Here is a 14564-nt window from a genome sequence, read left to right as displayed (position 1 = left end):
CGGCCAGCTTAGGCTGGAGCCGTGACGGCGTCGGCAGCGGAGAACACTCTTCTCGTGCGCGATGCGTGGGTGGACCGCTGGCGGGCGCGGGTGACGGGCGATCCGCGCCGGCAGCGCCTGTACGCGTGGGTCGTTCCGACGCTCCTGACGCTGTTCGCGGGTCTCGTCCGCTTCATCGGCCTGGGCACTCCGCACGCGATCGTCTTCGACGAGACGTATTACGTGAAGGATGCGTGGAGCCAGTGGAACCTCGGCTACCCGGCGACGTGGCCGGACGGCGCGGATGCGAGCTTCGTCGCCGGCGACACCGACATCTTCCAGACCGTCGGCAGCTTCGTCGTGCATCCGCCTCTCGGGCGTATCTTCATCGGTGCGGGAATGGCGCTCTTCGGCGCCGACTCGTCGTTCGGCTGGCGCGTGGCGGTGGCCGCGTTCGGCACGGCGACGGTGCTCGTCCTGTACCACCTGGCGCGGCTCCTGCTCGGGTCGCGGCTGTGGGCGGGCGTCGCGGCGTTCCTCTTCGCGATCGACGGCCTGGCGATCGTGCTCAGCCGCATCGCGCTGCTGGACGGCATCCTCACGTTCTTCATCGTGCTGGCGTTCCTGTTCGTCGCCCTCGACCGGCGGGGCCGACCGGGGCGGCTCGCCGAGCTCGTGCTCGCGCACGACGCGCCGCCGCGCTTCGGTCCCGTCCTGTGGGCCCGGCCCTGGCTCGTCGCCGCGGGCGCGGCGGCGGGCGCGGCGACCGCCGTGAAGTGGTCAGGGCTCTACGTGCTCGCGGCGATCGGGCTGTACGTGGTCGTGACCGACGCGCTGGACCGCCGCGCCGCGGGCGTCCGCGTCTGGCCGGCCGACGCCGTCCTCCGGCAGGGCCCGGCGTCGTTCCTGCAGCTGGTCCCCGTGGCTGCGGTGGTCTACCTCGCGTCGTGGACCGGATGGCTCGCGACCGACGGCGGCTACAGCCGTCACACCGTCGACGCCTCGCCCGCGACCGGCGTGTGGGCGTGGGTGCCGCTGCCGCTGCAGAACCTGTGGGCGTATCACGAGGCGATGTACCGCTTCCACGTGGGCCTCAGCACGCCGCACGGCTATCAGAGTCCCGCGTGGCAGTGGCCGTTCCTCATCCGCCCCACCTCGATGTACTGGCAGCAGGACGCGGCGGGCGTGAACGGATGCAGCCTGCCCGCAGGGTGCACGCAGGCCATCTCGAGCATCCCCAATCCGCTGCTGTGGTGGGCGGGCGTCGCGGCGATCGTTTTCCTCGTCGTGTGGGCGATCCGGCGCCGGAGCGGGCGGGCCGCGCTCGTGCTGACCGGTACGGCGGCGACGTACGTGCCGTGGCTGCTGTACCCCGAGCGCACGATCTTCCAGTTCTACACGATCGCGATCCTGCCATTCCTCGTGCTGGCGCTCGCCTTCGCGCTGCGCGAGATCGCGGGCGGCGCCGCATCCGACGCCGGTCGTCGCCGCACCGGCCGGGCCGTTGTGATCGTGTTCCTCGTGGTCGTGGCGCTGATGTCGGCGTTCTGGTACCCGGTGTGGACGGCGCTGCCCGTGCCGTACGAGTTCTGGCGGCTGCACAACTGGCTGCCCACGTGGGTCTGACGCACCCGCCCCCGGCGCCGCGGCCGTAGATGCCGCCCGCGTCGAGAGACCGCGCCTCGCGGCGTTCGTCGGCGCAGGCGGTTATCGCGCCGGCGGGTCGTCGCTCAGCGCGTCCGGGTCGGTGACGGGGAGGCGGCACACGAACCCCCGGCAGTCGTACGCCGTGGTGGCGCCGTCGCGCGTCGTCTTCGCCTCGAACAGCGTGAAGCCCGCCGACGCGAAGGCCGCGGCCTCGGCGGCGGTCACGACGGCCGTGACGTCGGCGCGGAGGCGGCGCGCGCGCTCGGCGACCGGCGCCTGGGCGTCGCCCACCACGACGAGCTGGTGCGGCGGGGTCGAGAGGCCCAGCGCGACATGCAGAAGGGCGCCGTGGGCGAGCGGCGCGTTCCTCGCCGCCTCCGCGCCCGCGTGCACGACCGACGCGGCCGCGGCGCGGTACCGCTCCCCCGCGCCGAGCTGCCACGCGAGGAGCGCCGCGGCCGCGAACGCCGAGGGCCCCGAGGGCGTCGCGCCGTCGCTCGGCGTGCCCGCGGCGGCCATGCCCTGCGCCGTGAGCACGGCGTCCCCGCCACCGGGCACGACGACCGCGTCGTCGGCGCCGAGGCACGCGTCCAGGAGCGCCCGGCCGCGCACGGCGTACACCGGCTCGCCCGTCACGAGCGCGAGCACGAGCAGGCCGCGGGCGAGCCCGCCGTAGTCCTCGAGGGTCGCCGGCGCCCGCGAGACGATCTCGTCGAGCGACGCGCGCCGCAGCCCTCCGTCGGCGTCGACGTTGGTCTCGAGCACCGCGTCGGCCGCCCACCGCGCCGCCTCGACGAAGCGCGCGTCGCCGAGGACCGCGCCGGCACGGGCGAGGGCGGCGATCGCGTGACCGTTCCAGCCCGTGACGACCTTGCCGTCGATCGCGGGCGGATCCAGCTCGGCACGCTCGTCGGCGGCCCGCGCGTAGTAGCCGCCCTCGCTGCGCTCGCCGTCGATGATCGACTCCGAGTCCTGCGCGGCGGCGAACCCGCCCGACGGCTGCTGCAGCACGTCGACAAGGAACCGCGCGGCGTCGGCGGCGGTCGCCGCGTCGTCCGCGTCCAGGGCCGCCTCGACGAGCCCCGCGTTGTCGGTGAGCATGCGCTCGTAGTGCGGCACGGTCCAGTCGCGGCGCGTCGCGTAGCGGAAGAAGCCGCCGTCGACCGGGTCGTGGAGCTCGGAGGCCGCCATCGCCGCGATCGCGCGCGCGGCCACGGGCGCAGCATCCGGCACCGCGTCGCGGAGCCCGTCGGCCAGGAGCAGGCGCAGCACGGGCACGTTCGGGAACTTCGGCGACTCGAGCGACGTGGCCGCGGCGAACCCGCCGTGCTCGCCGTCCTCGGCGGCGACGATCGCGCGCACCGCCTCGGCGAGCGCGGCGGTGTCCGGCAGATCGCCGGGCGACGGCGCGGCGGCGGCGAGCGCGTCGCGCAGCGCGTCGCCGGTGCGCTCCACCTCCTCGCGGCGCTGCGTCCACGCCTCACGGACGGCGGCGAGCACGTCACGGAACGCCGCCAGGGGCGGGCGCGCGTCGCGCGGCCAGTACGTGCCGGCGTAGAACACCCGACCTTCGGGCGTCGCGAACGCCGTGAGCGGCCATCCGAGGTGCGGCGTGAACGCCGACGCGGCGTCGAGGTACGCCGCATCCACGTCGGGATGCTCTTCGCGGTCGACCTTCACCGCGACGAAACCGTCGTTGATGAGCGCGGCGGTGGCGTCGTCGTCGAACGACTCCCGCGCCATGACGTGGCACCAGTGGCACGTGGCGTACCCGATCGACACGAGCACGGGCACGTCGCGCCGCCGTGCCTCGGCGAACGCCTCCGGCCCCCACGGGAACCACGCGACGGGGTTGCCCGCGTGGGCGCGCAGGTAGGGGCTGGAGGCGTTCGCGAGGCGGTTCAGGTCAGTTCACCTCGTCGACAGTGGCGCCGACACGACCCTCGGCGCCCTGGTCGAGGGCGTCGATCGCCGCGACCTCGTCCGCCGTGAGCTCGAAGCCGAATAGGTCGAAGTTCTCCTCCAGACGCTCGCGGCGCACCGACTTCGGGAAGACGATGAAGCCCTTCTGGAGGTGCCAGCGCAGCACCGCCTGGGCGGGCGAGACGTCGTGCGCCTTCGCGGCGTCGGCGACAGCCGGGAGCCCGAACAGGTCGTACTTGCCCTGTCCGAGCGGGCCCCACGCCTCGATGTGCACGTCGTGGGCCTGCGCCCAGTCGGTGATGTCGCGGCGCTGGTAGGCCGGATGCAGCTCGATCTGGTTGATCGCCGGGGTGACGCCGGTCGCCGCGATCGCCTCCTCGAGGTGCGACACGAGGAAATTCGACACGCCGATCGAGCGCGCCTTGCCGGCGTCGCGGATGTCGACGAGCTTCTCCCACGCGTGCACGTACGTGCCGCGCTGGGGGGCCGGCCAGTGGATGAGGTACAGGTCGACGTGGTCGAGCCCGAGCTTGCCGAGGCTCTCGTCGATGGCCTTGTCGGGCTCGTCGCCGCCCTGCCGGTCGTTCCAGAGCTTCGTGGTGATGAACAGCTCGTCGCGCGGGATGCCCGACTTCGCGATGGCCGCGCCCACGCCCTCCTCGTTGCGGTAGATCGCGGCGGTGTCGATGTGGCGGTAGCCGACCTCGAGCGCCTCGCTCACGGCGCGCTCGGTGTCCTCCGGCGGGACGAGGAAGACGCCGTAGCCGAGCTGGGGGATGGAGCGTCCGTCGTTGAGGGTGACAGAAGGAATGCTCATGGCTCCAGCGTAGGAGCGGCGGCCGCGAGGCGCGCGGGGGCTTGACGACCGCAACAGCGACGACGTCACTCGAAACGCAGGACATCCCCCCACAGCGGTCCGACCGCCGAGCGCTCACCGGCCCCCTGATCGCTCAGGGCACACGGGGTGCCGTCGGCCGCGCAGGCGAAGACGCCCTCCGCCGGGACGGTGCCCTGGAGCTGGAAGCGCTCGAACGCGAAGGCCACGCCGTTCGACGCGAGCGGCAGCGGCGAGTCCATGAGGTGGAAGTGCAGGTGTGGCGCATCGGTGTTGCCGGAGTTGCCCAACGTGGCGATGGTCTGCCCCTTGGTGAGCCGCTGCCCGACTTCCAGGCCCTCGGGGTTGCCCGGCTGCAGGTGCGCGTAGAACGCGTAGACGCCGTTGCCGAGGTCCTGCACGATGTGATTCCCGCCATACTGCTGCACGGTGAGACCGGTCGGGTTGGCGCCGGGCTTCTGCTCGGGCAGATCCCACACCATCCACACGACAGGCCCGTCGCCGACCGCGAGGATGTCCGCTCCCTCGTACGCATAGCTGGAGATGTCGTCCACCGGCCCGTCGAACACGCGCCCGCTGTCATCGAGCTGCACGAAGTCGATCGCATAGCGTTCGGGCACGTGCAGGCCGCCGTTGATCGGATTCACCGCGGCGCGGTGCGGGGTCACGGCGCAGCAGCTGTTGCCGTCGAGCCAGTTCTCCCCGGATACCGCGGCGCCGATGACGACGGGCCCGGACGCGTCGACCTCGGTGCTCGCGACGACTTCCGTCATCTGCGTCTGCACCACCGGTGGGATGGCCCGCTCGGGCGATATGGCGATCTCATGGGAGAGCGTCGAAGGCACCTCCGCGATGCTCGGCACGGTGACGTCCAGCCACACGAGCGCCTGCTGACCCGGTCCCATCGCGCGCGTCGCCCCATCGGCGCCGTAGACCTTCATCCACGACGTCAGGTCATCGCCGGACAGCTGCGACAGCGTGGCGCCGTCGGCGACGACGGTCACGGCGTCCAGCGTGATCTGCTGGCTCAGCACGTTGGACAGCAGCAGCTCGTAGGCGATGTGCACGCTGCCGTCGGTCGCGGGGTACGCCTCCGGGATGGACAGGACACGTCCCACGACGGGCGTGAAGTCCTCCGTCGCAGCGCCCGCCGCATCCGGCGCGCTCGGGGATGCAGACGACGAGCGTTCCGGTGCCGGCGGCCCGGCCGTGCACGCCGCGAGCACCGGAAGCAGCAGGAGTGCGACGAGCGCACTGCGGGGTTTGCGCGAGGTCAGTATCAACGTGCATGTGCCGCCACGGCAAGAGATCCGGGCGTGACGCCGGGCGGGCCGGATACGATGGAAGGCTGTGTCCTCGCCCGAACCCGTGATCGCCTACCCGCCCGAGCTGCCCGTCAGCGCGGCGCGGGACGAGATAGCGCGCGCCATCGAGGCGAACCAGGTCGTCATCGTCGCGGGCGCGACGGGCTCGGGCAAGACGACGCAGCTGCCGAAGATCCTCCTCGAGCTCGGCCGCACGCGCATCGCGCACACGCAGCCGCGACGTATCGCCGCGCGCACGATCGCGGAGCGCGTGGCCGAGGAGCTCGAGGTCCCGCTCGGCACCACCGTCGGCTACAAGGTGCGCTTCACCGACAACGTCTCCGACGACACGCGCCTCGCCCTCGTCACCGACGGCATCCTCCTCAACGAGATCCACCGCGACCGGATGCTGCGCCGCTACGACGCGATCATCATCGACGAGGCGCACGAGCGCTCGCTCAACATCGACTTCCTGCTCGGCTACCTCCGCCGCATCCTGCCGAAGCGCCCCGACCTCACGGTGGTCGTGACCTCGGCCACGATCGACCCGGAGAGCTTCGCGAAGCACTTCGCCGACGCATCCGGCACCCCCGCGCCCGTCATCGAGGTGTCGGGGCGCACGTATCCGGTCGAGGTGCGCTACCGCCCGCTCGTGGCCGACGACGCCCCCGCGGCGGCCGCCGAGGACGCCGACGAGGTCGGCGGCATCGTCGCCGCGCTGCGCGAGCTCGACCGCGAGCCGCGCGGCGACGTGCTCGTCTTCCTGCCCGGCGAAGCGGAGATCCGGGATGCGGCGGACGCGGTGCGCGGCGCGTACGCGAAGGACGCGGCACCGACCGAGGTGCTGCCGCTGTACGGGCGGCTGTCGGCGGCCGAGCAGCATCGCGTGTTCGAGCCGTCGCGCGTCGCGGGCGTGCGCCGGCGCGTCATCCTCGCCACGAACGTCGCCGAGACGAGCCTCACCGTCCCCGGCATCCGCTATGTCGTCGACACCGGCACCGCGCGCATCTCGCGCTACAGCGCGCGCTCGAAGATCCAGCGGCTGCCGATCGAGGCGGTGTCGCAGGCATCCGCGCAGCAGCGATCGGGCCGCGCCGGGCGCACGGCCCCGGGCGTCGCCATCCGGCTCTACTCCGAGGACGACTTCGCGCGCCGGCCGGAGTACACCGAGCCGGAGATCCTCCGCACGTCGCTGGCCTCCGTGATCCTGCAGATGCTCGCCCTCGGCTTCGGCGACATCGCGGCGTTCCCGTTCCTGACCCCGCCCGACTCGCGCGGCGTGAAGGCCGCGTTCGACCTCCTCGTCGAGCTCGGCGCGGTGCGCACCGGCGCGGGCGCCGACCGGGGCGCGCGCCTCACCGACGTCGGCCGCGAGATCGCGCGCCTGCCGATCGACCCGCGCTTCGCGCGCATGCTCCTGGAGGCGCGCGAGACCGGGGTGCTCGCCGACGTGCTCGCCATCGTCGCGGGGCTGTCGATCCAGGACGTGCGCGAGCGCCCCGAGGAGCGGCGCGAGGCGGCCGACCGCGCGCACGCGCGCTTCGTCGATCCCACGAGCGACTTCCTCACGCTGCTGAACCTGTGGGAGCACCTGCGGGAGAAGCGGGACGAGCTCGGATCGAGCGCGTTCCGGCGCCTGTGCCGCGAGGAGTTCCTCAACTACGTGCGCGTGCGGGAATGGGTCGACGTCCACCGGCAGCTGCGCTCGCTCGTCGGCTCCGGGGAGCGCGGCGCCCGCCGCTCACGCCAGGGCGAGCGTGTCCCGGATCCTGCGGCTGCGGACGGGTCGAAGCCGCAGGGAGTGGGACGCGCCCCGCGGGAAGCGGGACACGGGGCGGATGCGGCGTCCGGCGAGGGCGGGCACGCCCGCGGCGACGCGATCCACCGCGCGATCCTCGCGGGGCTGCTGTCGCAGATCGGCATCCTCGACCCGCGCACGGCGAACCCGCCGAAGGACCGCCGTGGCGCGGGCGACGCCCGCCCGGCGAAGGGCGAGTACGTCGGCGCGCGCGGCGCCCGCTTCGCGATCTTCCCGGGCTCGGGGGTGCGCAAGCGCCGGCCGCAGGCGGTGATGGCCGCCGAGCTCGTCGAGACCTCGCGGCTGTTCGCGCGCACCGTCGCGGCGATCGACCCGGCGTGGGCGGAAGGCCTCGCCGGCGACCTGGCGCGCCGCTCGCTCAGCGAGCCGCACTGGTCGAAGTCCGCCGGCGCGGCATCGGCGTACGAGAAGGTCACGCTGTTCGGTGTCGAGATCGTCGCGCGCCGGCGCGTGCAGCTCGCCCGCTACGACCGGCCGCTGGCCCGCGAGATGTTCGTGCGGCACGCCCTCGTCGAGGGCGAATGGAACGCCGATCACCTCGACAAGCGCCTCACCGCCTTCGTGCGGCGCAATACCGAGCAGCGGCGGCGCCTCGAGAAGATCGAGGAGCGCGAGCGCCGCCGCGACATCCTCGTCGGCGACGAAGCCGTGTTCGCGTTCTACGACGCGCGCATCCCGGCCGACGTGTTCGACGTGCGCTCGTTCGAGCGGTGGTGGCGCGACGCATCCGCCCGCACGCCGCACCTGCTCGACCTCACCGAGGCCGACCTCACCGGCGAGACCGGCGGGCGCGACGACCGCGGCTTCCCCTCACGGTGGACGCAGGGCGACCAGACGCTGTCGCTCGCGTACCGGTTCGAGCCCGGCGCCCCCGACGACGGCGTCAGCGTCGTCGTGCCGCTCGCCCTGCTCGCGCAGCTGCGCCCCGACGGCTTCGACTGGCAGGTGCCGGGCCTGCGCGACGAGCTCGTCACGTCCCTCCTGCGCGCCCTGCCGAAGACCATTCGGCGCAACGTCGTGCCCGCCGCCGACTGGGCGGAGCGCTTCGCCGCCGACCTCGCCGGCCGCGGCCCCGAAGACACCGGGGGGCTCCCGGATGCACCGCTGACCGCTGCGCTCGCCGCTCTGGTGCAGCGTGTGGCCAACCAGCCGGTGTCGGCCGCCGACTTCGACCTCGATCGCGTGCCCGCGCACCTGCGGCCGACCTTCCGCGCGGTCGACGCCCGGGGTCGGGCCGTCGGCTCCGACCGCGACCTCGCCGCCCTGCAGGCACGGCTGGCCGATCGCGCGCGGTCGAGCGTCGCGGCCACGATCGACCGGGGCGCCGCCGCCGTGGCGGCCGCGTCCCCCGCCGCCGGCGCGCCCGGATTCACGGCGCGCGCGGGGCTGACGGCGTGGACCTTCGACGACCTGCCCGACGTGGTGGACACGCGCGTCGCGGGCGGAGTGGTGCGCGGCTATCCGGCGATCGTCGACGACGGCGCATCCGTGTCCCTGCGGGTCGAGGCGACGCCGGAGGACGCCGCGCGCGCGACGCGGGCGGGCGTGCTGCGGCTCCTCCTCCTCGCCGTGCCCTCGCCCGCGTCGTACGTGCTCGAGCACCTCACGTCGGCCGAGAAGCTGGCCTTGGCCGCGTCACCCTACCCGAACGCCAAGGCGCTCATCGAAGACGCCCGCCGGGCGGTCGCCGCCGATGTCGTGGCGCGCGAGGCGCCGGAGGGCATCCGCACGCGCGCAGCCTTCGACCGCGCGCGCGACGCCCTGTCGGCCGCGATCGTCGACGACACGTTCGCCGCCGTCGGCCTCGCCGCGCGGGTGCTCACCGCCGCGCGCGAGGTCGAGCGCGAGCTCAAGGCGCACACCTCGATGGCGCTCCTGGGCGCGCTCGGCGATGTGCGCGCGCAGCTGTCGGGCCTCGTCTTCCCCGGGTTCGTGACCGCGATCGGGCTGCAGCGCCTCGCGCACGTGCCCCGCTACCTCGGCGCCGCGCTCGATCGCGTGCAGCAGCTGCCCGACAATCCAGGCCGCGATCGTCAGCGCATGACCGAGTACGAGCGCGCGGCGGTGCTGTATGCGGAGGCCGGCGGCACGATCCCGCCCGCCGCGGACGCGCCCGCAGGTCTCGTCCACGCGCGCTGGCTCCTCGAGGAGCTGCGCGTGAGCCTGTTCGCCCAGCAGCGCGGCACCGCCGAGCCGGTGTCGCTTCAGCGCATCGCCAAGACCCTTCGCGGCTGACCCCCGTGCGCGACCCGCGCGCCCGCTGCGGGCGAATCGGTCGAGATCAGGACGAATGCGGCCGGATCGTGCTGCATTCGGCCGATTCGCCCGCTCAGCGCGGCGGATGCGGCGGCCGGCGGATCAGGGCTTGGCGCCCTCGTGGATGCGCTGGTGCGAGCCGACGTGCACGACCGAGTCGGCGGTCATGCCGACCAGCGGCAGATGGATGCGCGTGAGCTCGCGCAGCGACTCCACCGACGGCGGCTCCGAGAGCGTGTCGACGACGACCTCGGCCCCGGTCGCGAGGATGCCGGTGAGCGAGTCGGCGTACACGACGACGTTGCCGCTCGCGATCATCCGCTCGTCGTCGTTGGCCAGGCCGCCCTCGCCCGACGGCACGTCCAGGTGGAAGCCCTCCACCACGACCCGGTCGGCGCTGATGCGCAGCACGCGGGCGGTCGAGCCGTCGGCGTGCGCGACCTCCACGATGCGGATGTCGCGGAGCCCCTCGAGCCCGATCGCCGACCCTGAGAGCACCGGCGGGTCGGCGGTGAACACCGGCGCACCGTCGTCGCGCGTCGCGGCCGGCGGCGCGGTGGGCGTCGCCGACGGCGCCGGGACAGGAGCCGCGGGGTCGACGGGCAGTCCCGGCACGACGGGGATCGCGGGGAGCCCGGACGACGAGCCGGACGGCGTCGGAGAGGGCACCGGGCCGCCCGACTCGCCGCATCCCGGAAGATGCAGCCACTGCCCCACCGAGCCCAGGAAGCAGCCGTCGCCCTCGGCGGCGCTCGCGGGCGTCGCCGTCAGCAGCGACGCGGCGACGACGGCGGCGCCCGCCGCAGCGATCGCGCGCGCCCGGGCTCTCACGCCGCCTCCGGCGCCTCGACTCCGGCCCGGCGCGGCAGCCACGACACCACGACGACGCCGCCGATGCATCCGAGAAGCATGCCGACGACGTATCCCCCGAGGTTCACTGCAACGAGCGAGTAGAGCGAGCCGGCGAGCGCGACCAGCCCGTAGAACACGTGCTGGGCGGGATGCACCGCCGCGAGCACGCCCGAGAGGGCGATGATGGCGGGCAGGATCGTGCTCTGCAGCCCCGGCATCCCGAGCTGGACGGCCATGCCGCCGACCTCGAGCCGTCCGGAGAAGAACAGCACGCAGGCGCCGGCGAGGATCAGGGCGCTGCCGATCGAGGGCCGGGCGCGCAGCCACGCCAGGGCGCGGCGCATCAGTAGCACTCCTCGCCGTCGGTGAGCTGCAGGTGCAGGCCCGTCAGCGTGAACACGCCCGCCTGGGTGCTCCACGCCGTCTGCTTGAGCCCGTCGATCGAGATCGTGTCGGAGTCCTGCGCGAAGTCGCCGGCCGACCCCTTCTCCGCGGTCGCGACCGTCGACGCGTCGACCCCGATGCGGATGTTGCCGAAGGACGCGTCACCCTGCAGGTCGGTGAGCCCGATCTGCAGGTCGGTCGCCGTGGCGGGTGCGCCGTCGCCGCCCGCGGTGATCTTCACGCCGACTGGGCCGAGCGGGGTCTGCGTCACGACCGACTGGCAGAGGTCGGTGAGAGAGGCCGAGGCGATGTTCGAGACCGCGACCGGATGCGACGCCCCGGACGTGTCCTGCGTGACGCCACCGTACTGCGAGAAGCCGGTGCCCTCGAGGTGGGAGGCGGAGATCTTGAACTGCCCGCCCGACACCGCGAACGACACGGGCACGGCGCCCTGGGCGACGCTCGTGGCCAGCACCGCGGCGACCACGCCGGCGGGCACGGCGGTGAGGGCTACCCGGCCCCACCGGGTGCGGGTCAGTCGGGTGAGCTTCATGGATCCTCCTCGATGCCGAAGCGGCGGCGTCCGGTGCCGCGTCCTCGGCGAGGCTAGATCGGGTGTTGACAGCGCGTCAATACGCTGTTGACGAGATGACAACACTCTCATCCGGCCGTCCGGGTAGGGTCGGGGCATGTCCGCATCCCCCACGGCCGGGCACCGGCGCGACCGGCGGACACGACTGAGCCCCGACGACCGCCGGGCGCAGCTGGTCGCCCTCGGTGTCGCCGCGCTCGCCGACCACGAGCTCGACGATCTGACGTTCGAGGAGTTCTCCGCACGCGCGGGGGTGTCGCGCGCGCTCTTCTCCCATTACTTCGGCTCGCGCTCCGGCTTCCACCTCGCGGTGCTCGAGGCGGCGACCCGCAGCATGCTGTCGGCCACGGCACCGGATGACGCGCTGCCGGCCGCCGCGCGCCTGTCCGACACGCTCGTGCGCACCGTCGAGTTCGTCCGCGCCCATCGCGGCATCTTCTTCTCGCTCGTCCGGGGCCCGGCCAGCGGCGACGCCCGCACCCGCGCGCTCGTCGAGGACGCGCGCGTGGCCCAGACGGCGCGCGTCCTGACGCTCTTCGCCGAAGCGGGGGTCGTCCCATCCCCCGCGCTGCGGATCGTCGTGCGGGCGTGGGTCGCCTTCGTCGAGCAGACGCTCGTCGACGCGGCGCTTGCATCCGACCTCCCCACCGACGAGATCGTCGCGCTGCTCGTGACGTGCCTGCACGCGGTCACCGAGCGCACCCAGCCGGGCGCCGAGTGCGCCCTTTTCGACCCCGAGGAGGAACGATGAGCAGAGCCGTCGTCTATCGAGAGTTGGGCGGACCCGACGTGCTCGAGATCGCCGACATCGACCCCGGCGAGCCCGGCCCGGGGCAGGTTCGGGTGCGGCTGGAGGCGGCGGGCGTGAACCCGATCGATGCCAAACTGCGCGGCGGACGGCGGCCGTCGCCGCCGATCGACGGCCATCGCCGGGTCGGGTCGGACGGCGCGGGTGTCGTGGTCGCGGTGGGCCCGGATGCGGCGGGCTGGCGCCCGGGCATGCCGGTCGCCGTCAGCGGCGCCCTGGGCACGTACGCGGAGGAGGTGACGACCGATGCCGCGACCGTGTTCGTGCGGCCGCCCGCGGTGTCCGCCGTCGACGCGGCAGCCGTCGGCGTGCCCACGAGCACGGCGTATCAGTCGCTGCGCTCGCTTGCTGTCGGCCCGGGCGACACGCTGCTCCTGCACGGCGGCTCAGGTGCCGTCGGCCGCGCCGCCGTGCAGTTCGCCGTGCTGTGGGGCGCGCGGGTCATCGCCACGTGCTCCGACCGTCGGGCGGGCGACCTCCAGGCGCTCGGGGCGGAGACCGTCCGCTACGGCGTCGGCCTCGCCGAACGCGTCCGCACGCTCGCGCCCGGCGGCGTCGACGTCGCGCTGGACGCAGCCGGCACCGACGAGGCGCTCCGCACGTCGATCGAGCTCGTGCCCGACCGTGCGCGCATCGCCACGATCGTGCGCGGCGCCGACGCGGACGGCGTCGGAATCCGCGCGTTCGGCGGCGGCAGTCCGCATCCGTTGACTCTGCAGGAGCTGGCATGGCGCCGTGAGGGGATCGCCGTCGCGCTGCCGCTGCTGGCTGCCGGCGCGTTCTCGGTCGAGGTCGGCCCGTCCCTGCCGCTCGCGGAGGCCGCCGAAGCGCACCGGCTCGTGGAGAGCGGTGTGGATGGGAAGGTCATCCTCCTCCCCTGACCCGCGCACGACGACGCCCCCGCCCGGAGTCCGGACGGGGGCGTCGTGCGTACGGGATCAGTTGCCCGAGCGCCGCTTGTTGTAGACGTCGAAGGCGACGGCCAGCAGCAGCACGAGACCCTTGACGGCCTGCTGCCACTCGATGCCGATGCCGAGGATCGACATGCCGTTGTTCAGGACACCGATGATGAGACCACCGATGATCGCGCCGCCGATCGTGCCGACACCGCCCTGCACCGCGGCACCGCCGATGAACGCGGCCGAGATCGCCTCGAGCTCGAAGCCGTCACCGGCCTTGGGGCCGGCGAGGTTCAGGCGCGCCGTGAAGATGAGGCCGGCGAGGGCCGCCAGGAAGCCCATGTTCACGAACAGCCAGAAGTCCACGCGGCGGGTCTTGATGCCCGACAGCTCCGCGGCGTGGCGGTTGCCGCCGATCGCGTAGATGTGACGGCCGAACACCGTGCGGTTCATGACGATGCCGTACACGAGCACGAGCACCGCGAGCACGATGAGGGTCACCGGGATGCCCTTGTACGCCGCGAGCGAATAGGTGAAGAACGCGATGGCCGCCGACACGAGCACGAGCTTCGCGATGACCCACACGATCGGCTCGACGTCCTGGCCGTACTTGCGCCGGCCGGCGCGCGTGCGGAACGACTGCACGAAGAGCGCGACGATCGCGACGGCGCCGATCACGAGCGTGAAGACGTCGAGGTCGCTCTCGCCGAACACCCCGGAGAGGAATCCGTTGCCCAGGGCGCGGTACTCGGTGGGGAACGAGCCGATGTTCGCGTTGCCGAGCACGACGAGCGCGAGCCCTCGGAAGATGAGCATGCCCGCGAGCGTCACGATGAACGCCGGGATGCCCACGAAGGCGATCCAGAAGCCCTGCCACGCACCGACGGCGGCGCCGATGAGGAGGGAGAGCAGGATCGCGAGCCACCACGGCATGCCCATCTTCACCGCGAAGACGCCCGACAGGGCGCCGACGAAGGCGGCGACGGAGCCGACCGAGAGGTCGATGTGGCCGGCGATGATGACCATCACCATGCCGATCGCGAGAACGAGGATGTACCCGTTCTGCACGACGAGGTTGGAGATGTTCTGCGGGCGCAGCAGGATGCCGTTGGTGAGGATCGCGAACAGCGCCACGACGGCGATGAGGGCGATGAAGATGCCGTTGCGGCCGAGGTCGGACAGCACGTGCGTGAACCAGTTCGTGAACTTGTTCTCCGGCGGGTTGACCTTCGCGCCGACGGCTTCGGTGGTGTTCGTCATTGGTGT

The 14564-nt window shown here is 73.2% G+C and carries 11 protein-coding genes; 4 read left to right on the top strand and 7 right to left on the bottom strand.

The annotated features are described in order from the left end of the window. Window positions 1–21: 21 nt before the first annotated feature. Window positions 22–1605 (top strand): phospholipid carrier-dependent glycosyltransferase, encoded by a 1584-nt coding sequence (locus tag EI169_RS06170; RefSeq protein WP_240640687.1) that lies wholly within the window; start codon window positions 22–24, stop codon window positions 1603–1605. A gap of 81 nt (window positions 1606–1686) precedes the next feature. On the opposite strand, the gene EI169_RS06165 is transcribed toward EI169_RS06170, so the two are convergent. The 3 genes from EI169_RS06165 to EI169_RS06155 all read right to left on the bottom strand — a co-directional run bounded on the left by EI169_RS06165 (window position 1687) and on the right by EI169_RS06155 (window position 5667). Continuing rightward, window positions 1687–3531 carry a DUF255 domain-containing protein gene (locus tag EI169_RS06165; protein ID WP_125131551.1) on the bottom strand — a complete coding sequence of 615 codons (1845 nt, stop codon included), beginning with the start codon at window positions 3529–3531 and terminating at the stop codon, window positions 1687–1689. Window position 3532: 1 nt separating this feature from the next. Continuing rightward, entirely contained in the window at window positions 3533–4366 is an 834-nt protein-coding gene (locus EI169_RS06160) for an aldo/keto reductase (RefSeq protein WP_125131550.1), read from the bottom strand. A 65-nt stretch (window positions 4367–4431) separates the two neighbouring features. Next, entirely contained in the window at window positions 4432–5667 is a 1236-nt protein-coding gene (locus tag EI169_RS06155; RefSeq protein WP_205783883.1) for a M23 family metallopeptidase, read from the bottom strand. A gap of 67 nt (window positions 5668–5734) precedes the next feature. On the opposite strand from EI169_RS06155, the gene hrpA reads away from it, so the two are divergent. Continuing rightward, window positions 5735–9742, top strand: a complete 4008-nt coding sequence (gene hrpA, locus EI169_RS06150) for an ATP-dependent RNA helicase HrpA (RefSeq protein ID WP_125131549.1) — start codon at window positions 5735–5737, stop codon at window positions 9740–9742. 123 nt (window positions 9743–9865) lie between these two features. On the opposite strand, the gene EI169_RS06145 is transcribed toward hrpA, so the two are convergent. From EI169_RS06145 to EI169_RS06135, 3 genes are read right to left on the bottom strand one after another with little or no spacing between them, the layout of a single operon-like run. Next, window positions 9866–10594 (bottom strand): hypothetical protein, encoded by a 729-nt coding sequence (locus EI169_RS06145; protein WP_125131548.1) that lies wholly within the window; start codon window positions 10592–10594, stop codon window positions 9866–9868. Then, window positions 10591–10959: a DUF6114 domain-containing protein gene (locus tag EI169_RS06140; protein ID WP_125131547.1), complete on the bottom strand. Its 369-nt coding sequence runs from the start codon at window positions 10957–10959 to the stop codon at window positions 10591–10593. Before EI169_RS06140 ends, EI169_RS06145 begins: the two co-directional genes overlap by 4 nt. Continuing rightward, window positions 10959–11552, bottom strand: coding sequence for a DUF6230 family protein (locus tag EI169_RS06135; protein WP_125131546.1), 594 nt, complete (start codon window positions 11550–11552; stop codon window positions 10959–10961). The genes EI169_RS06140 and EI169_RS06135 overlap by 1 nt, the downstream gene beginning before the upstream one ends. 136 nt (window positions 11553–11688) lie before the next feature. On the opposite strand from EI169_RS06135, the gene EI169_RS06130 reads away from it, so the two are divergent. Further along, the gene (locus tag EI169_RS06130; RefSeq protein WP_125131545.1) at window positions 11689–12342 is read left to right on the top strand and encodes a TetR/AcrR family transcriptional regulator; all 654 of its coding nucleotides are present in this window, start codon (window positions 11689–11691) and stop codon (window positions 12340–12342) included. Beyond that, a complete protein-coding gene (locus EI169_RS06125; RefSeq protein ID WP_125131544.1) occupies window positions 12339–13280 on the top strand; it encodes an NADP-dependent oxidoreductase in 942 nt (313 codons plus the stop codon). Before EI169_RS06130 ends, EI169_RS06125 begins: the two co-directional genes overlap by 4 nt. A 57-nt stretch (window positions 13281–13337) precedes the next feature. Here the strand turns inward: EI169_RS06125 and mmsB are convergent, their stop codons facing one another. Next, window positions 13338–14558: a multiple monosaccharide ABC transporter permease gene (mmsB, locus tag EI169_RS06120; protein ID WP_125131543.1), complete on the bottom strand. Its 1221-nt coding sequence runs from the start codon at window positions 14556–14558 to the stop codon at window positions 13338–13340. Between the last annotated feature and the right edge of the window lie 6 nt (window positions 14559–14564).

Source organism: Microbacterium sp. 10M-3C3, from assembly GCF_003931875.1.
GTDB lineage: Bacteria > Actinomycetota > Actinomycetes > Actinomycetales > Microbacteriaceae > Microbacterium.
Note: the sequence above shows the minus strand (reverse complement) of the source record. Positions and strands in the feature narration are given on the sequence as shown.